General features: G+C 65.2%; 21 protein-coding genes. 10 read left to right on the top strand and 11 right to left on the bottom strand.

All coding sequences use genetic code 11. The features are described 5' to 3' along the window. Nucleotides 1-119: 119 nt before the first annotated feature. The 3 genes from AWB80_RS37675 to AWB80_RS37665 all read right to left on the bottom strand — a co-directional run bounded on the left by AWB80_RS37675 (nt 120) and on the right by AWB80_RS37665 (nt 1,968). Nucleotides 120-953 (bottom strand): undecaprenyl-diphosphate phosphatase, encoded by an 834-nt coding sequence (locus AWB80_RS37675; RefSeq protein WP_061179708.1) that lies wholly within the window; start codon nt 951-953, stop codon nt 120-122. Between the two features lie 63 nt (nt 954-1,016). Then, complete coding sequence (locus AWB80_RS37670; protein WP_061179707.1) at nt 1,017-1,610, bottom strand: DUF1439 domain-containing protein; 594 nt, start codon at nt 1,608-1,610, stop codon at nt 1,017-1,019. 70 nt (nt 1,611-1,680) lie between these two features. Beyond that, on the bottom strand, nt 1,681-1,968 hold the full coding sequence (locus AWB80_RS37665; RefSeq protein WP_061179711.1) for a YkgJ family cysteine cluster protein: 288 nt from the start codon (nt 1,966-1,968) through the stop codon (nt 1,681-1,683). 148 nt (nt 1,969-2,116) lie between these two features. Here AWB80_RS37665 and hemN point away from each other — a divergent pair, with 148 nt between their 5' ends. From hemN to AWB80_RS37615, 10 genes are all read left to right on the top strand, one after another. Further along, nucleotides 2,117-3,499, top strand: coding sequence for an oxygen-independent coproporphyrinogen III oxidase (gene hemN / locus AWB80_RS37660; protein WP_061179706.1), 1,383 nt, complete (start codon nt 2,117-2,119; stop codon nt 3,497-3,499). Between the two features lie 148 nt (nt 3,500-3,647). Beyond that, nucleotides 3,648-5,027 (top strand): amidase, encoded by a 1,380-nt coding sequence (locus AWB80_RS37655; protein ID WP_061179705.1) that lies wholly within the window; start codon nt 3,648-3,650, stop codon nt 5,025-5,027. A 132-nt stretch (nt 5,028-5,159) separates the two neighbouring features. Beyond that, a complete protein-coding gene (locus AWB80_RS37650; protein ID WP_061179704.1) occupies nt 5,160-5,678 on the top strand; it encodes a disulfide bond formation protein B in 519 nt (172 codons plus the stop codon). Nucleotides 5,679-5,942: 264 nt separating this feature from the next. Continuing rightward, nucleotides 5,943-7,457, top strand: a complete 1,515-nt coding sequence (xdhA, locus tag AWB80_RS37645) for a xanthine dehydrogenase small subunit (protein WP_061179703.1) — start codon at nt 5,943-5,945, stop codon at nt 7,455-7,457. After that, nucleotides 7,454-9,805 carry a xanthine dehydrogenase molybdopterin binding subunit gene (xdhB, locus tag AWB80_RS37640; protein ID WP_061179702.1) on the top strand — a complete coding sequence of 784 codons (2,352 nt, stop codon included), beginning with the start codon at nt 7,454-7,456 and terminating at the stop codon, nt 9,803-9,805. The genes xdhA and xdhB overlap by 4 nt, the downstream gene beginning before the upstream one ends. 44 nt (nt 9,806-9,849) lie before the next feature. Continuing rightward, nucleotides 9,850-10,866: a xanthine dehydrogenase accessory protein XdhC gene (gene xdhC / locus AWB80_RS37635; RefSeq protein ID WP_061179701.1), complete on the top strand. Its 1,017-nt coding sequence runs from the start codon at nt 9,850-9,852 to the stop codon at nt 10,864-10,866. A 40-nt stretch (nt 10,867-10,906) separates the two neighbouring features. Beyond that, nucleotides 10,907-11,929, top strand: a complete 1,023-nt coding sequence (locus AWB80_RS37630) for an adenosine deaminase (protein ID WP_061179700.1) — start codon at nt 10,907-10,909, stop codon at nt 11,927-11,929. A 5-nt stretch (nt 11,930-11,934) separates the two neighbouring features. After that, nucleotides 11,935-13,308, top strand: coding sequence for an NCS2 family permease (locus AWB80_RS37625; protein ID WP_061179699.1), 1,374 nt, complete (start codon nt 11,935-11,937; stop codon nt 13,306-13,308). Nucleotides 13,309-13,337: 29 nt separating this feature from the next. Continuing rightward, nucleotides 13,338-14,666: a guanine deaminase gene (guaD, locus tag AWB80_RS37620; RefSeq protein WP_061179698.1), complete on the top strand. Its 1,329-nt coding sequence runs from the start codon at nt 13,338-13,340 to the stop codon at nt 14,664-14,666. Between the two features lie 147 nt (nt 14,667-14,813). Beyond that, the gene (locus AWB80_RS37615) at nt 14,814-15,251 is read left to right on the top strand and encodes a hypothetical protein (RefSeq protein ID WP_061179697.1); all 438 of its coding nucleotides are present in this window, start codon (nt 14,814-14,816) and stop codon (nt 15,249-15,251) included. Between the two features lies 1 nt (nt 15,252). On the opposite strand, the gene AWB80_RS37610 is transcribed toward AWB80_RS37615, so the two are convergent. The 8 genes from AWB80_RS37610 to AWB80_RS37575 form a co-directional block, all read right to left on the bottom strand. Then, the gene (locus AWB80_RS37610) at nt 15,253-16,317 is read right to left on the bottom strand and encodes a 2-aminoethylphosphonate aminotransferase (RefSeq protein WP_061179696.1); all 1,065 of its coding nucleotides are present in this window, start codon (nt 16,315-16,317) and stop codon (nt 15,253-15,255) included. Next, the gene (aepY, locus tag AWB80_RS37605; protein WP_061179695.1) at nt 16,317-17,474 is read right to left on the bottom strand and encodes a phosphonopyruvate decarboxylase; all 1,158 of its coding nucleotides are present in this window, start codon (nt 17,472-17,474) and stop codon (nt 16,317-16,319) included. Before aepY ends, AWB80_RS37610 begins: the two co-directional genes overlap by 1 nt. Next, nucleotides 17,467-19,164 (bottom strand): phosphoenolpyruvate mutase, encoded by a 1,698-nt coding sequence (gene aepX / locus AWB80_RS37600; protein ID WP_061179694.1) that lies wholly within the window; start codon nt 19,162-19,164, stop codon nt 17,467-17,469. The genes aepY and aepX overlap by 8 nt, the downstream gene beginning before the upstream one ends. Further along, on the bottom strand, nt 19,161-19,949 hold the full coding sequence (locus AWB80_RS37595; protein ID WP_061179693.1) for a phosphocholine cytidylyltransferase family protein: 789 nt from the start codon (nt 19,947-19,949) through the stop codon (nt 19,161-19,163). The genes aepX and AWB80_RS37595 overlap by 4 nt, the downstream gene beginning before the upstream one ends. A gap of 24 nt (nt 19,950-19,973) precedes the next feature. Next, entirely contained in the window at nt 19,974-20,990 is a 1,017-nt protein-coding gene (locus AWB80_RS37590; protein WP_061179692.1) for a flippase-like domain-containing protein, read from the bottom strand. Beyond that, nucleotides 20,987-21,799, bottom strand: a complete 813-nt coding sequence (locus tag AWB80_RS37585) for a HalD/BesD family halogenase (RefSeq protein ID WP_061179691.1) — start codon at nt 21,797-21,799, stop codon at nt 20,987-20,989. Before AWB80_RS37585 ends, AWB80_RS37590 begins: the two co-directional genes overlap by 4 nt. Continuing rightward, on the bottom strand, nt 21,796-22,494 hold the full coding sequence (locus AWB80_RS37580) for a CDP-alcohol phosphatidyltransferase family protein (protein ID WP_061179690.1): 699 nt from the start codon (nt 22,492-22,494) through the stop codon (nt 21,796-21,798). The genes AWB80_RS37585 and AWB80_RS37580 overlap by 4 nt, the downstream gene beginning before the upstream one ends. Nucleotides 22,495-22,669: 175 nt before the next feature. After that, complete coding sequence (locus AWB80_RS37575) at nt 22,670-23,356, bottom strand: DUF4136 domain-containing protein (protein WP_061179689.1); 687 nt, start codon at nt 23,354-23,356, stop codon at nt 22,670-22,672. Nucleotides 23,357-23,545 lie beyond the last annotated feature (189 nt).

Here is a 23,545-nt window from a genome sequence, read left to right as displayed (position 1 = left end):
TGAATCCCTCGCTGTACTTCGCCATGAAAAACACCCCAAAGGTTGGATCTGTGTCCAACTTTTGGGGTGCAGTTCACAAGCCGTGGCGTTTTGCATCGTGCGCGACAAAAAAGCCGCGATCAGTCCGCCCAGCTCAGCCCGCCGCTGTAGCCGACGATCAGAATCAGCAAGCCGAAGCCGATCCGATACCACGCGAACGCCGTGAAATCGTGGGACGCCACGTAGCGCAGCAGCCAGCGCACGCAGACGAAGGCGCTCACGAACGCGGCCACCAGCCCGATGGCGAACAGCCCGAAATCGTTCACCGTCAGCGTGCGCCAGTACTTCGCCATTTCGTAGAGCGTCGCGCCGAAGATGATCGGGATGGCGAGAAAGAACGAGAACTCCGTGGCGACGCGCCGCTCCAGCCCGAACAGCATCCCGCCAATGATGGTCGCGCCCGAACGCGAGGTGCCCGGAATCAGCGCGAAGCATTGCGCGAGCCCCACCTTGAAGGCATCCATATAGGTGAGATCGTCGACGGAATACACGCGCGTCATGGCGGCGCGTTCGCGCTGGCGCGCCTCGGCCCACAGAATCACGATGCCGCCGACGATCAGCGCGACCGACACCGGCACCGGCGAAAACAGCACCGACTTGATGGTTTTCTCGAACAGCAGTCCCAGCACGATGGCCGGAATCGTCGCGATGATCACGTTCAGCGTGAAGCGCCGTGCGTCCGCGCGCGCCGGCAGGCCCACGACCACGGAGCCGATCTTCGCGCGATATTCCCAGCAGATCGCGAGAATCGCGCCGAACTGGATGACGACATCGAAGGTTTTTGACTGCGCGTCGGTGAAATTCAGCAAACTGCCCGCCACGATCAGATGCCCCGTGCTCGAAACCGGCAGAAATTCGGTCAAGCCCTCGACGACGCCCAGAATGAGCGCCTTCACCATCAATATCCAGTCCATCCGTCAGCCCTTGTTAGCCGTTATCGCCGTTGCTTGTGGAGCACATTGCGCAGAGATTTCGACTTACTTCTCAACGATCTGCACACGTATGCCGTTTGTAAGGACTGTGATTGTACCGGGTTCATACGACACTCCGGCGAACTGGAGTTCCTCCGGTTTGAAGGTGTGGATCGGATAGCGATCGAGCAACTGGGCCGCCAGTTGCGCGCCGACCGAGGCGATCTGCTGGTTATATTGCGCGGCGTCGCCGGTTAGCTGCGCATCGTCAACACTCGGTGAAATCAGGATGACGGAACGACTCGGCGCGTCGTAGCCGAGTTGCGTCGAAAGCGTGAACACGCCGACCACGGGATTCGGCATGAACGGCGTGGCCAGACGCGCATCGACCTTCACCGTCACGCGATTGCGATCCGGCGCCATGCCGACGACCGGATTGCTCAGGACCACGTCGAAGATTTGCGAGGCCGTGCGTTGCAGCGGAAATTTGCGCGCGACGGCGGCCTGAACCTGCTGCGTCGAGAATGTGTAGTGGTCCGGAATGAACGGGAATATCGAGTTCGAGGCCGCGCGGGCCTTCGATGTGAGTACGAGTGCGGGCAGCGACATCAGTCCTGCGAGCACGAACCGGCGCCGCAGCGGCGCGACGGGTTCCGTCATGCGTGATCCTCCAATGCGTTTCTTCGGGTCTGCGCCTCGTGGCGCGATTCGGGCGTTGGACTGCCGATCGTCACGACAGTTGCGTCGGCTGTGTCTGCGCTTCCAGTCGCTCGATCCACACCAGCGCATATTCGCGCGTCTCGCCGCACATCTCCGCGGAAGGCTGCAGCCCGCCACAGCACGCGGGCCGTCGCGGATCGCCGAAAATCCCGCAGCGCAGATCATCGCCTAATTGAATGCAGCGCTCGCCCGCGCGCTTGCCTTCCGGCATGCCCGGAATCGGACTGGAGATGGACGGCGCGATGCAGCACGCACCGCAGCCTTCCCGGCAGGCATGAGACGAAGAATCGATCGACATGGCGACACTGAACAGCGCAAAAAGAAACGACATTGTCCCACGCCTCACCTTTGCGCTTCGTCAAATCGCTGCCTTCGGGCTGCGACCTTATCACGCAATTCCGGCGCACATCGCCCGACTACACTCGGATGATTCCCAGAGGTCCGCCATGACTCCCGCTGCCCCGCTCTTTCGCCCCGACCTGCTTGCGCGCTACGACGCGCACGGTCCGCGCTACACGTCCTACCCGACCGCCGTCCAGTTCACCGACTCGTTCGACGCCGCGCATTATCGCGAAGCGGCGAAAAACAGCAGCCCGAGCGCCGACCTCTCGCTTTACTTCCACATCCCGTTCTGCGACACGGTCTGCTTCTATTGCGGCTGCAACAAGGTCGCGACGAAAAATCGCGCGCACGCACGCCCTTATCTCGACCGGATGAAGCGCGAACTCGCGTTGCAGGCCGCGCTCTTCGACACCTCGCGCCCCGTCACGCAACTCCACTGGGGCGGCGGCACGCCGACCTTCCTGTCGCACGACGAGATGACCGAGCTGATGTCGGCCACGCGCGAACATTTCAACCTCGTGCCGGATGAACGCGCCGAATATTCGATCGAAGTCGATCCGCGCGAGGCATCGGCGGAAACCATCGCGTTGCTGCGCGAACTCGGTTTCAACCGCCTGAGCCTCGGCGTGCAGGATTTCGACGAGCGCGTGCAGCGCGCCGTCAACCGCATCCAGCCGCGCGCGATGACCGAAACCGTGCTCGACGCCGCGCGCGCGTACGGCTTCAAGTCAGTGAGCGTCGATCTGATCTACGGCTTGCCGCATCAAAGCGTCGAGAGCTTTTCGCGCACGCTCGACGCGATCGTCGATCTGAAGCCCGACCGCGTCTCCGTGTTCGGCTACGCGCACATGCCGGCGCTCTTCAAGATGCAGCGGCAGATCGACGAAAGCGCGCTGCCCTCGGCCACCGAGCGCCTCGCGATTCTCGAGCGCGTGATCGCGCGCATGAGCGACGCGGGCTATGTCTATATCGGCATGGATCATTTCGCGCTGCCTGGCGACGAACTCGCGCGCGCGTTCGAAGCCGGCACGCTCCAGCGCAACTTCCAGGGCTACAGCACGCACGCGGATTGCGATCTGATCGGCATCGGCGCGTCGTCGATCGGCAAGATCGGCGATGTCTACGCGCAAAACGCGCGCGAGCTTGCCGACTACGCCGCCGCGATCGATGCGGGGCGTCTGGCCATCGCGCGCGGCGTGCGTCTTTCCGCCGACGACGAACTCCGCCGCGACGTCATCATGCGCCTCATGTGCGGCGGCGAGCTGCGTTTCGACGATGTCGTGAGCACGCACGGCATCGAATTTCCCGTCGCATTCGCCAGCGAACTCGCGCGCCTCGCGCCGATGGCCGACGACGGACTGATCGACCTGTCGCGCAACGCAATCCGCGTGCTGCCCGCCGGGCGCATGCTGGTGCGCAACGTCGCGTCGGTGTTCGACCGCTATCTGGGACAGGCGAGCCTGCGGCGCTTCTCGCGCACGATCTGAGCGGTGTTCGAACGGCGTCGGTGGCTTAGAATGACAGCCACCTTGAGCGCCCGGCTTCGAGCCGCAGCGCGCCCATCCTTTCACTGCCGATGCGAAGCGCCGGGCGCGCCCGGCCTTCTCGCACGCGGCCAAGCCACTGCCCGACGCCATGCCGACCACTTCGCCGCAGTTCGCCCCTCTCGCCCAACTCGCCGCCGATCTCAAAAGCGGCCGCACGACGAGCCGCGCGCTCGTCGAGGCGGCGCTCGAACGCATCGCCGACCCGTCGGGTCAGGGCTCGACCGTCTTCATGCATGTCGATGCTGAACACGCCCGCGCCGCCGCCGACGCGCACGATGCGTTGCGCCGCGCCGGCACCGTGCTCTCGCCGCTCGCGGGTATTCCGGTGTCGATCAAGGATCTGTTCGACGTCGAAGGCCAGGTGACGCGCGCCGGTTCGAAGGCGCTGCGCGATGCCGCGCCCGCGAAGGCCGATGCCGTCGCCGTCGCGCGTCTGCGCCGCGCGGGCGCGGTGCTGGTCGGGCGCACCAACATGAGCGAGTTCGCGTTCTCCGGCCTCGGCCTGAACCCGCATTACGGGACGCCGCGCTCTCCGTGGCGCGCCGACGTGCCGGGCGACGCGCGCATCGCGGGCGGTTCTTCGTCGGGCGCGGCGGCGTCGGTTGCGGATGGCATGGCCGCGATCGCACTCGGCACCGATACCGGCGGCTCGATCCGCATTCCCGCCGCGCTGTGCGGCATCACCGGCTTCAAGCCGACCGCGAGCCGCATCCCGAAACAAGGCGGCGTGCCGCTCTCGAAGTCGCTCGATTCGTTCGGGCCGATCGGCGTGTCGGTCGCGTGTTGCGCGCTCGTCGACCGCATTCTGGCGGGCCGCGATCCCGGCGTACCCGCGACGCGTCCGCTCGACGGCGTGCGCCTCGGCGTGCTGACGAACTACGTGACCGATGGCGTCGAGGCGCCCGTCGCCAATGCGGTCGCCGCGGCCGTCAATCATCTGGCCGCGGCGGGCGCGCTCGTCGAAGACGTGCGTTTCGCGCCGCTGGACCGGCTGCCGGAGATCAATCGCTACCCGCTCGTCGCGATCGAAGCCCATGCGTGGCATCGGAAGCTGATGGCCGAGCGCGGCGGCGACTACGATCCGCGCGTGCTCGCGCGGCTGAAGCGCGCGGAGGCGGCGAGCGCGGCGGATTACATCGACCTGTGCGAGGCGCGCGCCGCGATGATCGAAGACGCGCGCACGACGCTCTGGCAGCGTTTCGACGCCATCGTCTGCCCGACGGTGCCGGTGCTGCCGCCGCGCATCGCCGATCTGGAAGCCGACGACGACGCCTTCACGCGCGCCAACGCGCTGATCCTGCGCAACCCGACGACCTTCAACTTTCTCGACGCGTGCGCGCTGTCGCTGCCGTGCCATCCGCGCGGCGAAGCGCCTGTCGGCCTGATGCTCGCGGGCGCGCCGAACTCCGACGACGCGTTGCTGTCGATCGGACGCGCGGTCGAAGCGGTGCTCGCGACGACGCGCTGAACGCCTGGAAATGGGCGGATGATTTTGCGCATCGGGCGTTCGCGCTAGAATTCACCGCTCTACCGGCGCAACTTAGGTGCTTCCTTCTCGAATCGTTGCGAAACAATGAACAACTCTTTAAATCACTTCACGATGCATCAGGGCGACCGGGCGATGCGGCGCGAGCGGCGCCTCCTCGTGCTGCTCGGGTTCGTCAGTCTCGGTCTGGTCGGCGGCGCGCTGTATCTGCAGTTCTTCCATAACGAAGATCCCTGCCCGCTGTGCATCATCCAGCGCTATTTCTTCGTGCTGGTCGCGATCTTCGCGTTCATCGGCGCGATTTTCCGGAACTGGCGCGGCATCGCGCTGTTCGAAACGCTCGTCGCCATTTCTGCGCTCGGCGGCATCGCCACCGCGGCGCGCCACGTCTACGTGCAGTCGCATCCCGGCTTCAGTTGCGGCTTCGACGCGCTTCAGCCGATCGTCGACGGTCTGCCGCCCGCTGCCTGGCTGCCGCAGGTGTTCAAGGTCGCGGGCCTGTGCGAGACGCCCTATCCGCCGATCCTCGGGCTGTCCCTGCCGCAGTGGTCGCTGATCGCGTTCGCGCTGATTTTCGTGCTGGTCGCGGCCAGTCTGCGTCTGAAGCGCAATCTACGCACCACGGCACGGTAATTATTTCCGGGCGACCCGTTCGCGGTCGCCCGTTCTTCCCCGCTTCATCCCGCTCCACGCGCTTTCCCTTTCCCGCATCAGCGCATCCGCATAATCTTGATACGTGCCCGGCAATATTTTTGGGATATTGCGGTGATATGTTCGTGTCTGGATGGCGATCTACGTGCGCGCAGTCCGATTCGCTCAAAGGCAGCTTTCTCATGCAACCCATGAGGCGAACGGAAACCGCGTAACGCGCGCCCGGTCCGCAATGTCTTTTCACTCATGACAACGCAAACCATCCGCTTTCTCCAACGCGGCGCCATACGCGAGATCGGCGACGCTCCCACCACGCGCACGGTGCTTCAGCATCTGCGCGAGACCGCGCTTTGCACCGGCACGAAGGAAGGTTGCGCGGAAGGCGATTGCGGCGCGTGCACCGTCGTGATCGGCGAACTCGACGCCGCCGGCGCGCTCGCGCTCAAGGCCGTCAACGCCTGCATCCAGTTTCTGCCGACGCTCGATTCGCGCGCCCTCTTCACCGTCGAGGACCTCCGCGGCGAGGATGGCACGCTGCATCCGGTGCAACAGGCGCTCGTCGACTGTCACGGCTCGCAGTGCGGCTTCTGCACGCCCGGCTTCGCGATGTCCCTGTGGGCGCTCTATCACAGCCATCCGCGCGATGCGGGCCCGCCGTCGCGCGATGACATCGCCGCAGCGCTGTCGGGGAATCTGTGCCGCTGCACGGGTTATCGGCCGATCGTCGATGCCGCGCAGCGCATGTTCGACTACCCGCGCCCGCCCTTCGATGCCGACGCCGTCACGCAGCAGTTGCTTGCACTGAAGCGCACGCAGACGTTCGAATATCGCGCGTCCGATGCATCCGGTCCGCACACGTTCCAGGCCCCCGTCACGCGCGCCGAATTCGCGCGATTGCGCGCCGCGCAGCCGAACGCGCGCCTGCTCGCGGGCAGCACTGACGTCGGCCTGTGGGTGACGAAGCAATTCCGCGATCTCGGCGACCTGCTCTACATCGGCAACGTCGACGAACTGAAGATCATCGAGCGCGACGCGCGGACGCTGACCATCGGCGCGGCGGCCTCGCTGGAGGACGCCTACGCCGCGCTCGCCGGCGACTATCCCGAACTCGCCGAACTGTGGACGCGCTTCGCCTCGCGGCCGATCCGCAATGCAGGCACGCTCGGCGGCAACGTCGCGAACGGCTCGCCGATCGGCGATTCGATGCCCGCGCTGATCGCGCTGAAGACGGAACTCGTGCTGCAAAAAGCCGACAAGACCCGCACGATGCCGCTCGATGCGTTCTATCTCGGTTATCAGAAGACCGCGCTCGACGCAGGCGAATTCGTGGCGTCGATCCGCGTGCCGCGCCCGGTCGCGGCGCTGCGCTTTCGCACCTACAAGGTGGCGAAGCGCTACGACCAGGACATCTCGGCGGTATGCGCCGCGTTCGCGATCACGCTCGACGCGCAGCATCGCGTGAAGGATGCGCGCATCGCGTTCGGCGGCATGGCCGCGACACCGAAACGCGCGACGCAGGCGGAAGCGGCGCTGATCGGCGGCGACTGGACCGAAGACACGGCGCGCGCCGCGATGGCCGCGCTCGACGCCGACTTCCAGCCGCTCACCGACATGCGGGCGTCGAGCGCGTATCGCGCGAAGGTGGCGCGCAACGTCCTGTGGCGCTTCTATCTGGAAACGCGCCGCGATGCGCCGCTCGCGCTCGCCGACGTGAGTGCCTTCGCATACGAAGCGCATGCGGCTTCCGAGGAGCAGCCATGAACAAGGTCACCGAACCGATCGCGCTCGACGCCGCCGGCGCCGCGCTGCCGCACGAATCGGCGGCGCTGCACGTGAGCGGAGAAGCGGTCTATATCGACGACATTCCCGAACTGCGCGGCACGCTGCACGCGGCGCTCGGACTGTCGCGGCATGCTCACGCGCGCATCGTGTCGCTCGATCTGGACGCGGTGCGCGCGGCGCCTGGCGTCGTCGCGGTGCTGACAGCCGCCGACATTCCCGGCGAGAACAATTGCGGCCCGGTGCTGCACGACGACCCGATCCTCGCCAACGATGAAGTGCAGTACCTCGGCCAGCCGGTGTTCGCCGTCATCGCCGAGAGTCACGATCTGGCGCGCCGCGCCGCTGCGCTCGCGAAAAGCGAGGATGTGGTGCGCTACGAGCCGCTCGAAGCCGTGCTCACGCCGCGCGAAGCGAAGGCGCGCAACCAGTTCGTGCTGCCGCCGCTGCATCTGCTGCGCGGCGATCCGGCCGCACGCATCGCGGCGGCGAAGCATCGCTTGAAGGGCGAGTTCGAAGTGGGCGGCCAGGAGCAGTTCTATCTCGAAGGCCAGGTCGCCTACGCGATGCCGAAAGAGCAGGACGGCATGCTCGTCCACAGTTCGACGCAGCATCCGAGCGAGATGCAGCAGGTCGTCGCGCACATGCTCGGCTGGCCGACCCATGCCGTGCTGTGCGAATGCCGGCGCATGGGCGGCGGCTTCGGCGGCAAGGAATCGCAATCGGCGCTGTTCGCGTGCGTGGCCTCGCTCGCGGCGCATCTGCTCAAGCGCCCCGTGAAGCTGCGCGCCGACCGCGACGACGATTTCATGATCACCGGCAAACGCCACGACGCCGTCTACGAATACGAATGCGGCTTCGACGACGACGGCCGCATCGTCGGCGCGCGCGTCGAGATCGCGTTGCGGGCGGGCTATTCGGCGGACTTGTCGGGCGCGGTCGCGACGCGCGCGGTCTGTCACTTCGACAACGCGTACTACCTGAGCGACGTCGAGATTCGCGCGCTGTGCTGCAAGACCAACACGCAGTCGAACACGGCGTTTCGCGGTTTCGGCGGACCGCAAGGCGCGCTCGTGATGGAAGTGATGCTCGATGACATCGCGCATCGGCTGAAACGCGATCCGCTCGACGTGCGGCGCGCGAATTACTACGGCATCGGCGATCGCAACGTGACCCCTTACGGCCAGCCGGTCGCGGACAACGTGATCGCGGCATTGACCGACGCACTCATCGCGTCGAGCGATTATCAGAAACGCCGCGCCGAAGTCGCCGCGTTCAATGCAAAAAGCAGCGTGCTCAGGCGCGGCATCGCGTTCACGCCGGTCAAGTTCGGCATCTCGTTCAACGTGCCGTTCCTGAATCAGGCGGGCGCGCTCGTGCACGTCTACAAGGACGGCTCCGTGCTCGTCAATCACGGCGGCACGGAAATGGGCCAGGGGCTCAACACGAAAGTCGCGCAGGTCGTCGCGAGCGTGCTCGGCATCGGCCTGCCGCGCGTGCGCGTGACGGCGACGGATACATCGAAAGTAGCGAATACCTCGGCGACGGCGGCATCGACCGGCAGCGATCTGAACGGCAAGGCGGCCGAGGACGCGGCGCTCAAGATCCGCGCGCGGCTTTCCGAACTCGTCGTGAAGCAGCTCGGCGGCAATGCGTCGGAGGTGCGGTTTCATGGCGGCGTCGTGGAAGTGAACGGCGGACAGATGCCGTTCGATCAGCTCATCGCGGCCGCGTATCTCGCGCGCGTGCAGTTGTGGTCGGACGGCTTCTATTCGACGCCGAAAGTCCACTGGGACGCGAAGTCGCTGCGAGGCCATCCGTTCTACTACTTCGCGTATGGCGCGGCGGTGTCGGAAGTGATCGTCGATACGCTCACCGGCGAATGGAAGCTCCTGCGCGCCGATCTGCTGCACGACGCCGGACGCTCGATCAATCCCGCCATCGACATCGGTCAGGTGGAAGGCGGCTTCATTCAGGGCATGGGCTGGCTCACGACGGAAGAGCTGTGGTGGAACCGCGACGGGCGTCTGATGACGCACGCGCCGTCGACCTACAAGATTCCCGCCGTCAGCGACGCGCCTGCGGTCTTCAACGTCGCGCTGTTTCGTGACGCGGGCAACGACAACGCCGAACCGACGATATTCCGCTCGAAGGCGGTCGGCGAGCCGCCGCTTTTGCTGGCGTTTTCGGTGCTGCTCGCGATCCGCGCGGCGATCGCATCCGCCGCACCGGATTCCGCCGATGCGCCGAAACTGCGCGCGCCGGCGACGCCCGAGGCAATTCTTGACGCGCTGACGGTCGAAACCTTCGAACCGGCCCCGGTAAACTAGCGCCCGCGACGACGCATACACGAATCATTTCTGGAGCTCACTCGATGCAAGTTTGGCTGAACGACCTGCAACACCTGCTCGCGCACGGCGACGCCGTCGTGCTCGTGACGGTCGCGCGTGTCGAAGGCTCCGCGCCGCGCGAGCCGGGCACGAAGATGATCGTCACGCGCGAGGACGCGCGCTACACGATCGGCGGCGGCCATCTGGAATGGAAGGCCATCGAGACCGCACGGCAAGTGCTGAAGGACGGCATGCGCAGCCCGCGCATGCGCAGGCTGGAGCGTTTCGCGCTCGGGCCCAGCCTCGGCCAGTGCTGCGGCGGCGCGGTCGTGCTGGCGTTCGAGCGGCTCGACGTGGCGGATCTGAACTGGGTGACGACGCTCTCGAAACGCACCGCGCAGGGTCTCTCGACCGTGCGCAGCGTCTCGTTCGCGCCGATGCCCGATGCCGTCATGCTCTCCGATCCCGAACCGGGCGCGACCGACACCGACTGCCTCCTGTGGGACGGCGCCGGTTTCGACGAGAGCGGCGCGCTGCTCACCGAAACCATCGCGCCGCGCGATTTTCAGGTCGTGCTGTTCGGTGCGGGCCACGTCGGGGCCGCGCTCGTGCGCGTGCTCGCGACGCTGCCCTGCCACGTGACCTGGGTCGACGAGCGCGACGCCGCCTTTCCCGCGCCGCAGTTCGTGCCGGACAACGTGACGATCGAGCCGAACGACGCACCCGACGAAGCAGTCGACCGCGCGCCGCCCCACGCGTACTTCATCGTGATGACGCACAACCACACGGTGGATCTCGCGCTGGCGGAGTGCATCCTGAGACGCGGCGATTTTGCGTTCTTCGGCATGATCGGCTCGTTCACGAAGAAGAAGCAGTTCGAGCACCGGCTCGCGGCGCGCGGCATCGACCCGGCCCGCATCGCGCGGATGGTGTGTCCGATCGGCATCGACGGAATCGTCGACAAGGCGCCCGAAGTGATCGCCGTTGCAGCGGCAGCCCAACTGCTGCAGGCGGTCGAAGCCAGCGCTTCGAGCCACGCGTCGTCGCAACAAACCGCCTGACCCACAGGCGCAACCGTAGCCCCAACACCACAAAGCCCACATGAATCCCACACTCGCCGACAAGATTGCGCGCGCGCCGAAAGCCGAGCTGCATATCCATATCGAAGGGTCGCTCGAACCGGAGCTGATTTTCGCGCTCGCGAAGCGCAACAACGTGAAGCTTGCGTACGACTCGATCGATGCGCTGCGCGCCGCGTATGCGTTCACCGATCTGCAATCGTTCCTCGACATCTACTACGCGGGCGCGAGCGTGCTGCTCACCGAGCAGGATTTCTACGACATGACGATGGCCTACGTCGAGCGCGCGCTCGCGGACCACGTCGCGCACACGGAAATCTTCTTCGATCCGCAGACGCACACCGAACGCGGCGTGCCGATCGAAACGGTCGTCGCGGGCATCGATGCCGCGTTGGCGGAAGGCGAAAAGCGCGGTCTTTCCAGCAAGCTGATTCTTTGTTTCCTGCGCCATCTTTCAGAGGAAGACGCACTCGCGACGTATGAAAGCGCGTTGCCATTGTTCGACAAGTACGCGCATCGGCTGATCGGCGTCGGGCTCGATTCGTCGGAGCGCGGCCATCCGCCGTCGAAGTTCGAGCGCGTGTTCACGAAGGCGCGTGAGCGCGGTCTGAAGCTCGTCGCGCATGCGGGCGAGGAAGGCCCGCCGTCGTATGTCTATGAAGCGCTCGATCTGCTGAAGGTGGATCGCGTCGATCACGGTGTGCGCAGCATCGAGGACGCGGCGCTCGTCGCGCGTCTCGCAGATGCGCGCATCGCGCTGACCGTCTGCCCGCTGTCGAACCTCAAGCTCTGCGTGTTCGACGACATGACCAAGCACACGCTGAAGGACCTGCTCGATCAGGGTGTCGCGGTGATGATCAACTCCGACGATCCCGCGTACTTCGGCGGCTACGTCAACGCGAATTACTTCGCGATCGTCGATGCGTTGAAGCTCACGGATCACGAGGTCTACACGCTGCTCAGAAACAGCCTGGAAGCCTCGTTCGTCACCGAAGAAGAACGCGACGCAATGGTGGCGCGCCTGGATCAGCACTGGAAGCAGTAACGAGCATGGAAACGACAGCAACAACTCCACAACAGGACACGACCGCGCTCGAACGCTTCTTCGGCATCCGCGCGGCGGGCTCGCGCACGAAGACCGAAATCGTCGCGGGGATCACGACGTTCCTCACGGCGATGTACATCATCGTCGTCAATCCGGGCATTCTTTCGCAGGCGGGCGTACCCTTCCCGGCCGCGCTGACGGCGACCGTCATCGTCAGCTTTCTCGGCAGTTGCGCGATGGGCCTTTACGCGCGCAATCCGGTGCTCGTCGCGCCGGGCATGGGCATGAACGCGCTGTTCGCGTTCGTCATGGTTCACGGCGGCAAGATGCCGTGGCAGACCGCGCTCGGCTGCGTGTTCTGGTCCGGCGTGATCTTCACGGTGCTCGCGGTGTTCAACGCGCGCAAGCTCGTCGTCGATGCGATTCCCGCGAATCTGCGGCACGCGGTGTCGTGCGGCATCGGCCTGTTCATCAGCCTGATCGGGCTGGTGAACGCGAAGTTCGTCGTCGGCGATCCGGTCACGATCGTGCATTCGGCGTCGCTGAATCCGGTCGTCATCACGTTCCTCGTCGGCCTCGCCGTCACGACGATTCTCGTCGCGCGCAAGGTCACCGGCGCGCTGATGCTCGGCATCGTGTTCACGACGATCATCGCGATTCCCATCGGCCGCTTTTACGGCGACGGCACCGCGTACTGGCCCGCCGCCATCGCCACGAAGACGCTCGTCAACTGGAACGGCTTCATTTCTGCGCCGGATTTCTCGGCGCTTGGTCAGCTCGATCTCGTCGGCTCGCTGAAGGTCATCTACTGGCCGTTCATCTTCGTGATGCTGTTCACCTCGTTCTTCGACGCGCTCTCGACGTTCATGGCGATTTCGGAAGCCGGCAAGCTCTACGACCGCGACGGCAACCCGCGCAACATCCGCCAGTCGATGATGGTCGATTCCTTTTCCGCGCTCATCTCCGCGCCGCTCGGCACGAGCCCGGCGAACGCGTATATCGAGTCGGCGGCGGGCATTTCGGCGGGCGGGCGCACGGGTCTCGTCGCGGTCGTCGCCGGCCTGTGCTTCCTGCCGTTCCTGTTTCTTTCGCCGCTTCTGTCGCTCGTGCCGGCGATCGCGACCGCGCCCGCGCTCGTGCTCGTCGGCGTGTTCATGATGGAAGCGATCACGCAGATCGAATGGCATCGCTTCGATGAAGCCATTCCCGCGTTCCTCGCGATGATCCTGATCCCGCTGACCTACTCGATCACCGATGGCGTCGCGTACGGCTTTCTCGCGTTCGTCGTGCTGAAGTCGGCGACGGGGCGCGCGAAGGAAATCAAGCCGGCGATGTGGATCATCGCGGCCTTTTCGCTCGTACTGCTTTCGCAGTTGTAGACATCCTCACAAAACGGAGACGTTGCATCATGACTCAAACCGCCTACCGCGCCCAGTTGCTGACCTTCCGGGAAGATCCCGCGCATGCCGCTGACGGCGCGGTCTACGAGGCCGATGGCCTCCTGATCGTCGAGGACGGGAAAGTGGTCGCGGCAGGCGCGTATGCGTCGATCCGCGACAAGCTCAGCCCCGACGCGACCGTCCACACCCTGCGCGACAAGCTGATCGTGCCGGGTTTCATCGACTCGCACATTCACTATCCGCAGACGGACATGATCGCGTCGCCTGCGCCGGGCCTGCTGCCGTGGCTGAACACGTATACGTTCCCGACCGAGCGCGGCTTCGAGAACCCGGCGGTCGCGCGTGAAACGGCGAGCTTTTTCGTCGACGAGCTGCTCGCCTGCGGCACGACGACGGCGTTCGTCTACTGCACGGTGCACAAGCAATCCGCCGACGCGTTCTTCACCGAAAGCGAGGCGCGCAATCTGCGCATGGTCGCGGGCAAGGTGCTGATGGATCGCAACTGCCCCGAGTTCCTGCGCGACACGGCGCAATCCGGCTACGACGACAGCGCCGAACTCATCGCGCGCTGGCACGGCCGCGGACGTCAGCAATACGCGCTGACGCCGCGTTTCGCGCCGACATCGACGGAAGCGCAGCTCGAAGCGTGCGGCGCGCTCGCGCAGAAGCATCAGGACGTGTTCATCCAGAGTCATGTCGCGGAGAACACGGACGAGATCAAATGGGTCGAGAGCCTGTTTCCGGGGCATCGCAGCTATCTCGACATTTACGATCACTACGGTCTGTTGCGCCGCCGCGCGGTGTACGGTCACTGCATCTATCTCGACGACCGCGACCGCGAGCGCATGGCGGAGACCGGCGCGGTGGCGTCGCACTGCCCGACGTCGAACCTGTTCCTCGGCAGCGGCCTGTTCGACTTCGAGAAGGCGGGCGCGTCGAACATGCCGGTGGCGATGGCGACGGACGTCGGCGGCGGCACGTCGTTCTCCATGCTTCAGACGATGGGCGCGGCGCACAAGATCGCGCGCCTGACCGGCCACCATCTGACCGCCACGCGCATGTTCTGGCTCACCACCACGGGCGCCGCGCAGGCGCTCGAACTCGACGACAGGATCGGCACGCTCGCCGCTGGCAGCGAAGCGGACTTCGTCGTGCTCGATCCCAACGCCACGCCGCTGCTCGCGCGCCGCACGTCGCGTACGGAATCGCTGGAAGAACTGCTGTTCGCATTCGCGCTGCTCGGCGACGATCGCGCGGTGTTCGAAACGTATGCGGCGGGCAAGCGCGTGCATTCGCGCGACACGCGCAATACGGCGAAGCTGGAGCTGGCGGCCTGACGCGCCATCGGCGATTGATCCGACGAGCGGCCTGCGGGCCGCTTTTTTGTTGGCTCGACCACGCGCCCCATGACAATTCGCTCGACGATTCGTGCAGATTCCTTGCAATCTCGCTAAAGTGCAAGCTGTCCTGAACATCGCGTCAACATGAAGCACGCCGCCCGACTCTACCGGATCGCCCTGACCGTGACGCTCGCGTCATTCGGTCCGCTCGCGCATGCGAAGCCGATCGATGCGCAACTCGACTGCAAATCGACCGCGCATGATTTCGTCGCGCCCTTGCAGCAGGAGGGACTGCTGGAAACCAAGCCGATGCGCGTGGAGCCGAATTCGGTCAACGCGTTCAAGCCCGTGAAAGGCGCGACGCTGACGGCTTATGGCTTCAAGGTCTATGTGGTCGTCGCTTACCAGAAGGATGATCCGATCTTCAGGCTCGGCAAGGGCGAGCCGATCGCCGATTCGGCTTACGGCGTGGTCGTGTGGGGCGGCGACAAAGAGGTGGAACAGCAGGTGCGCGCCGCGAGCAGCGACGCGGATGTGCACCACGTCGCGCCTTTCATCACGTCGATTTTTTGCAAGCAGTAATTCAGCGCAGCAGCGCCACGAACGACGAAATCAACCGGTCCATATCGTTCGCATCGAGCGCGCCCATCGTCGAAATGCGGAACAGTTCTTTCGACAAGCCGCCCTGCCCTGCATAGATCACGAAGCCCTTCGCCTTCAGCGCATCGTGCAGGGTTTCATACGTCACGCCCGCAGGCAGCCGATACGCCCGCAACACCACCGACGACTCCTCGGGCGATAACGCGCTGTCGATGCCCAGCGACGCCAGCCCCGCGCGCACCTGCTCCGCCAGCCGCGCATAGCGCGCGTGACGCGCACGCCAGCCGCCTTCTTCCTCGAACTCGCGCAGCGCTTCGACGAGCGCATAGTACGCATGCACCGACGGCGTGAACGGCGTGTTGCGCTCGTCCTGCAGCTTCGCGAGACGCGCGATGCCGAGGTAGTAGTTGCGGCTCGCGGCCTTCGCCAGCGCATCGCGGCGCGCGATGACGAACGCCGCGCCCGGCACGCCGTGCAGACACTTGTTCGCCGTCGCGGCGATCGCGGCGATGCCGCCGCCGTCGAAATCGATCGCTTCGGCGCCGAAGCTGCTCACCGCATCGAGCAACAGGCCGATGCCGCGCTCGCCGCACGCGCGCGACAGTTGATCGATCGCGTTCAGCCGGCCCGTCGTCGTTTCGTGATGGATGATCGCGACGTTCGTGAACTTATCGCTGTCGAGCCGCGCGATGATCGCGTCGATGTCCGGCGCCTGCATCCACTCGTACTTCACGACTTCGTGGTCGATGTGATACTGCCGCGCGATCTGCGCGATGCGATCGCCATACACGCCGTTTTCCACGACGAGCAGACGCCCGCCTTCCGGCACGAGCCCGGCGATCATGCTTTCGACCGCAGCGGTGCCCGAGCCCGTCATCAGCACGGCGCTCCATACGGCCGGATCGAGTTCGTAAGCGGCGACGAGACGCTGGCGCGCCTCATCCTGCAAATCGAAAAACTCCGGCTCGCGATGGCACAAGTCGGTTTGCAGCAGGCTCTTGCGCACGCGTTCGCTCAGCGTGACAGGACCCGGATTGAGCAGCAGCATCAACGGCCTCCAATGTGTTGTTGCAAGCGCGCGCGCACGTCCTCGGGCGTGACCTTCGGGCGCGGCAGGTCGGCGGGCGTGCCGGTTCGGATCGACAGACGCGCGAAACGGGCGCCGTCGACATCCTTCGCGTCGAACAGACGATCGATCACGCCGATGTCGTCGCCGTCGAGCGCGAGCGCGTAGCCGCACGCCGACGCGATCGACGCGAAATCGACTTCGCGCGAAACGGTCGCCTGGCCACCCGTCGATTCGTGCGCGCCGTTGTCGAGCAGCAAGTGAATCAGATTCGACGGGCCGTACGCGCCGAGCGTCGCGAACACGCCCATGCGCATGAGCGCCGCGCCGTCGCCGTCCAGCGCGAGCACGCGCAGGTCGGGGCGCGAGAGCGCGAGGCCGAGCGCCATCGGCGTCACGCAGCCCATCGAGCCGACCAGATAGAGCTGGTTCGCGCGGTCATCGATCGCGTACAACTCGCGGCCGCAAAAGCCCGTCGATGCGAGCACGACCGTCGAATCCGCCGGCGTGCTGGCGATGACTCTTTGCAGCGCGTCGTGACGCGTGACGCGCTCGCCTTCGAAGCGCTGCACGGCCGCCGGACGCGCATTGGCACGCACGCCCGACAAACCCGTCTTCTTCAACTCGTAAGGCGCGACGCTGCCCTTCTGCATGACGAGCGCATACGGACGGCCGGTGCTGTCCATGTACGCCGTCGCGCGATCGAGCGCCGGGCCGATCTGGTCGGCTTCCGTCGGGAACAGTTCCCACGGAATCTCCATGGTTTCGAGCATCTGCGGAGTGATCGGGCCCATCAGCGCGTGCTGCGGTTCGTCGTGCACGCCGGGCTGGCCGCGCCATGTGACGATCAGCAATTGCGGCAGCCGGAACGTCCACGTCAGCGACGTCAGCGGACTCACCGCGTTGCCGAGACCGGAGTTCTGCATCATAGCGATGCCGCGCCGCTTCTTCCCGCCGCCCAGCGCGACGCCCGCGATCAGCGCGACCGCATCGCCTTCGTTCGCCGCCGATACGTAATGCAGCGATTCATCCTGCAACACGTAATTGATGAAGGGCGTGAGAAACGAGCACGGCACGCCCGCGTACCAGTCGAAACCACGCTCGCGCGCGGCTTCGACGAACTGGGCGGCCTCAATCACGCGCGTTCTCCGAGCCTTCCGAACCGATCGGCGTCTGACCGTGCGCGAAATCGCCCGCGCGACGGAAGTCGTCGAGATCGTTCACGCCGCGCCAGTGACCATGCACGTACTGCACTTCGATCTTCTGCCCCGCCGCGATCAGCGCGTTGAGCAGCGCGGCCGTGTCGAGCGTGTCGAAATCGGCGCGCTGTTGCAAGGCTTGCAGCGTCGCGAGCAGACGTTCACGCGCACCCGCGCGCACCTTGACGAGACCCATCCAGCGGCCTTGCGGCGCGCGGCCGTCGGACAACGCCTGGCCCGCGCCGACCACGCTTTCCAGCCAGACTTTCTGGCCAAACAGCGCGCGGTCGTCGGCGGTCGAGCAATACGCGAAGTCGGTTGCGCTCGCGCCCGTCTGCGGCGTCTGCGACGAATCGACGACCACGCAGAAGTCGCTGTCCGACTCGGTCAGATCGCGCAGGATGTAGCTGCGGAACAGCAGGTCGCCGTAGGAAATCACGGTGTCGCCGTTCATGTGCCCGACCGCGCACGCGAGCGACGCGAGTTCGCCCGTGGATTCGTGCTTCTCGTTGACGACCAGACGGATGCCGCCCTTCTCGATCGCATCGGCGCGATAACCGCCGACGACGGTGATGTCGTTGATGCTTTCCTTCTTGAACGCTTCGACCAGATGGCGCAGAAGCGGCTTGCCTGCGACCGGCAGCATGACCTTCGGACGGTCTTCGGTGAGCGCTTCGAGGCCCGCGCCGCGGCTCGCGGCCAGCACGATCGCGCTGCGCTTCTCGTTGGCCGCGCTCAGATAGATGTTTTCGGCAGCCGAGTATTCGTCCGCGTCCTGCAGACGGAAGATCTCGTTCACCGACGCGATGCGGTCTTCCACGTTCACGAGCGTTTCGCTGTCGTGGATTTCCTTCGCGATCGCCTGCATCGCGGAGACCGCGCCGCGAATCAGATGGTTCGCCCAGATCACGCAGCTGATGCCGGCCTGACGGAACGCGTCGGTGGGCGTGCTGTAGTACTTCGTCGGCACGATGACGAGCGGACCGCGACCGGCCCACTCGCGCGCGAAGGTCAGGATCTCGTCCGGCTTCGAGAGCTTGCTGTGGATCAGGATCGCGTCGGCGCCCGCCTGGCGATACGCCTCGGCGCGCTTGAGCGCTTCTTCCATACCCCAGCCCGCGATCAGCGCTTCCACGCGCGCGACGATCGAAAAGTTCGGATCGCTTTGCGAATCCTTGCCCGCCTTGATCTTGCCGCAGAATTCGTCGATGTCGGCAAGCGGCTGCGCCTCGCCGTTGATGAAGCTGTTGGTCTTCGGAAACTGCTTGTCCTCGATGCACACGCCCGCGATGCCGCGCTGCTCCAGCTTCCTCACGAGCCGGCGCACGTTGTTGAAGTTGCCGTAGCCGGTGTCGCCGTCGAGCAGGATCGGCAGATCGCTCGCGTCGGCCATGAATTCGAGGTTGTCGACGACCTGCGTCCAGCTCGCCTCGTTGTTGTCGCGCACGCCGAACTGCGCGGAGATCGACAGGCCGGAGCCCCAGATCGCCTTGAAGCCCGCTTCCTTCGCGATGCGCGCCGAAATGCCGTTGTGCGCTTCCATCAGGAATTCGAGGCGATTGCTTTGCAGCATCTCGCGCAGACGCAGCGTGCGCGAATAGCCGACGGGAATGTTTCCGGGTGCGTTCATTGTTGTGATGCTCCTGCAAACTGACTCAGCGCGTTCAATTGCGGCAGCACTTCGTCGGCCGCGCGCTTCACGTCGTTCTGAAAATCGATTTCGATCCACGGCGCGCCGGTCACATCGGCGATATCGAACACGTGGGACGGGTTTTGCACATTCTCCAGCAACAGGTCACGCACCGCTTCTTCGTGCGGCATCTTCGCGCGGCCGGTCGCGACATAATCCGCGCAGATTTCGGCGAGACGCGTGGCCGTCGCCTGATCGAAGCGGAAAAAGCCGACCGATTCGCCGATCGTGTCGTACTTCAGGCCCGCCGCGACCTGCTTGCGCAGCTCGACCGGCACGCCGTCGTCGACGCACAGCTTCACCGGTTCATCGCCCGCTTCGAAATCGCGGTCGATCAACAGGCGGTTCACCGGGCCGCCCGCGACGAGCGGCTCGACAATGCGTTCGTCGTAGAGCACGTCGGCGTCCATCAGGAGGACGTCGCCGCCGCGCGTCATCGCGTCGCGCGCGGTGTGCACGGAAAGCACGCTGCCGAGCGTGAATTCGTCGTTGACGACGATTTCGGTCTTCGGCTTCCAGTCGATCGATGCGAGTTCCGCTTCGATCTGCTCGCTCTTGAACCCGGTCACGAAGACGACTTCATCGACATTCGCGGCTTTCAAGAAGTGCAGATGACGTTCGAGCAACGATGCATCACCAAACCGCAGCAGACATTTCGGCTTTTGCTGGCCTTCGGGCTGAACGAGGCGCAAGCCCATCCCGGCCGCAAGAATAATTGCGCGCATGCTTGTGTTCCCTTCGTGGGTGGGTCAGTCGATGTCCGGCACGCGCGCGAGACGGCGACGCTGCCAGCCTTTTTCAACGAAATGCAGATAGACGATGCCCGGCACGCCGAGCAGCAATTCGCGCGCGCGCTTGGCGAGCGACAGCGCGAGCGCCGCCTCGGGCGGCAGGCCGACCATACGCGCGAGCAGCAGATAACCGCCTTCCTGCACGCCGAGCGAGCCGGGAATGGCGAACGCCGCGCCGCGAATCGCCTGGCCGAGGCTTTCGAGCAGCAGCGCTTCCGCCCAGCCGACCGGATGGCCGAGCAGATGCAGCGCGAGCCACACCTCGCCCGTGCCGACGATCCAGCCGATCAGGCTCAAACCGAAGCTCGCCGCGACCTTGCCGCGCTCGCGATACATCTCGTGGACGGCGGCATCGACGGCTTCGGCGCGCGTGACGAGCGACGACCAGTCGCGCTTCGCCGAGAACTTCGCCGCGATGCCGGACGCGAAGCGCATGGCGCGGCCGAACAGACCGCGCCGCTGCGCCAGATAGAAACCGAAAATCATCACGCTGATCACGCCGATCACCGCCAGCACGGCGATCGTCACGGTCGACGACGAACCGCCCGCGACATAACCCGTCAGGAGCACGACGCCGATCAGCGCGAAGATCAGTTGCGCGACGGTCTGCATCGTCGTGCTGACGGTGATGACGGCGGCGGCGTCGCGCGCACGCATGCCGCGCTGCGCGAGGTAGCGGACCATCAGCATCGGCCCACCGATCTGGCCAGCGGGCATCAGGCTGTTCACGGATTCGCCGGCCCAGCGTGCGAGCAAGGCGTCGCGCAGGGAAACGTCGCGTTCATTGTGCGAGAAGAGCACGCTGATCGCGCCGGCGTCGATGAAAAGCGGCACGAAGTGAAAGGCCGCGACCGCGACCAGACCCCAGCCGGCCGCCGCCAGCGTCGATGCCACCGAACCGAAGCCTTGCCAGCCGAGCAGCGCGATGAACAGCACCACGCCGGCGGACAGCAGAAATGTGCCCGCGCGGCTCATGCCTGTCCGGTCTTGCCGCTCTTGCGGCGAAAGACCTGCCTGAAGCCGAAATACGCGATCGAGTCCTTCATGTTCGAGATGAAGCGCTGGAACGGCCGCATGCTGGGGTTGGTCACGTACTCGAACGTGAGCGACACGCGCATCTCGTTCTCGCCGAGCGGCGTGATGCGATGGCGCAGCTTGTCGCCGTCGAAGAACACGAACGCGCCGGGCGGATATTGCACCGAACCCGGTTGATCCGGAATGCCGGGCGTTTTAGTGTGTAGCTCGTAATCGAGCCGGCAGGAGGAATCGTCGATCACGCCGAGCAGGAGCGTATAGCGGCGGCCTTCGTAGTACGACGTGTCGTAATGCCAGCCGATGTGATCGCCCGGACGCGTGTAGAAATACAGCGCGTAAGCGTGCGGATCGTCTTCGGGCGAGAGTTGCAACTTGTCGCCGGTGATCGTCTCCAGCCACTTGATGAGCGCTTCGGAGCGGTACAAATCCGCGATGAACGGCGCGAGCTTGTCGAGCGTGTGGCGGCTGACGCTGCCGCCCGCCTTGTGACCCGGCAGATAATTGCGGTTCACGGCCGGCATCACGTCGTGGACGGCTGCGATCAGGCGCTCGGTGTAATCGCGCGGCAGGAAGTCTTCTATATAGAGAAACGAACCTTGCTGACCGTACTCGTCGCGCAGCTTCGGCGTGTGCAGCGCGGCGAGGCGCGTGTTCATCGTGGCATCGATGTCGCGCGTCGACGGGCTCGCGCCCGTTGCCGTCTGCGCGGGCCGGGTCAGCGTGTTCTCCGGAGTTGCCGTATCGCTCATCTCACCGCCTGTAGATCATTACCGTCTTTTGCATGCGATGCCTGCGCGTGCTGCTTCAGCCGCCGCACGACGCGCCGATAATCCACCGCCACGTAAATGGCGAAGAGCGGCGCGCCGATCGCCGCCGCAATCAGAAACGGCGTCATGCCGTTCAGGATGGTCACCACCGGCACCAGATACAGCACGTCTTCCGTTTCGAAGCCGGCCATCGACGCCTGCTTCGTGCCCGACTTGCCGACCATCGACTCGATGCGCATGCGCAGGAAGAAAATCAGCGCGACCGCCACGCCCGCGATGGCACCGAGCCACTGCGCGGGGACGATGATCGACGGATGATGCACGGCGACATAGAACCCGAGGCCGAGGAACAGCAGCACGGTCACGAGCGCGTCGCTCGCGAGGTCGTAGAAGTGCCCGATCTTGCTCGACTTGCCGCTGATGCGCGCGAGTTCGCCATCGGTGTGATCGACGAAATTCGACAGCGCGATCAGCAGTGCGCCGAGCGTGCACATCCAGAACTGACCGAGCGAAAGATAATACGCGCCGGCCACGCCGATGGCGAGGCGCAGCGTGGTCAGATGGTTGGGCGTTACCGGGGTGCCGACGAGCGGCGTGACGAGACGGCGGGCGAGCCGCGCATCCCATGTGGTGGGCTCGGGAACGGCTTTAGGATTGGGCGGACACGATTTTGTCATCCCGCGAATATATCGCTATTTGACCGCACCTGCATATATTGCGGCCTCGCGTCGAGGCGATGAATCCCTGTTTGATCAAGGCCGGCGGGCGATTCTGAAACGCCGCGCGGCGCTGTCGACAAAATCGATGTCGACGCGCCGCGGCAAAAATTTCCGAAGCGTTCTCGCGCGCCGCTCAGTCGACGGTCTTTGACGCGGACGGCGGGGCCGCCGCCGTTTCGTTCGATATGCCGCCGTTCTTGTCCACCGGCAAGGTCACGGTGCGCACGGTGCCGTTGCCCAGCGGGAAATCGGCGAGCGCGCTGCGGGTGAGGTACGGCATCGCCTGATAGAGCGAGGCGTCGCCCGTGGAATTCACCGCCGTCACCTTGTAGACCTCGCGGCCGTTCTGGCGGTCGGTCATGCGAATCTGCAACGCGTGGATGTACACCGGATAGCTCTGGTCGACATAGCCCGTCGGGCCCCACGGGCCGTACGGGCCCCAGCCGCCCCACGGCCCCCAGAACGGACGTCCGTACGGACCGTACATCGGCCACGGATCGTAATAGACCGGCTGGCGCACGGTCACCATGTCGCCGCGGACCGAATATGCGAGCGCCACCGAATAGCGGGCGCTGGAGTCGTTCACCTGCCGGAAGTTGTACTTCGACAGTTCATTCGCGACGAGCGTCTCGTAAGTGGTCTGTTCGATGCTGTTCTGCTGCTCGCCCTGTCGCGCGAACGCGTAAGTGCGCGTCGCGTCGCTGCCGCTCCAGTCGGAGAAAGCGGTCACCTGCGTCTGCACATAGGTCGTGCAGCCCGCGAGCCACATCGCCGCCAGTATCAATGCCCATCGGCAGAGCGATTTGATCGGGAAATTCATGGTCGTCCTCACTCGGAAACTGCCCTTCTTAGTTATAGATAGCGCAAGCGCCCGCCGCATGTCCGCGCGCGTCGGCGAGACGCCGCTCACGATCGACGGGCGTTTTGTACAATGGTTCGACATGCCGCGCCTGCGTTCGTGCCCTGAACGACACGTCAGGCAATGCGCCCGCGCCGCTCAATTCACTTT

The organism is Caballeronia pedi (assembly GCF_001544915.2).
Lineage (GTDB): Bacteria > Pseudomonadota > Gammaproteobacteria > Burkholderiales > Burkholderiaceae > Caballeronia > Caballeronia pedi.
The sequence above is the reverse complement of the archived record's forward strand: the minus strand, read 5'-3'. Positions and strand labels throughout refer to the sequence as shown.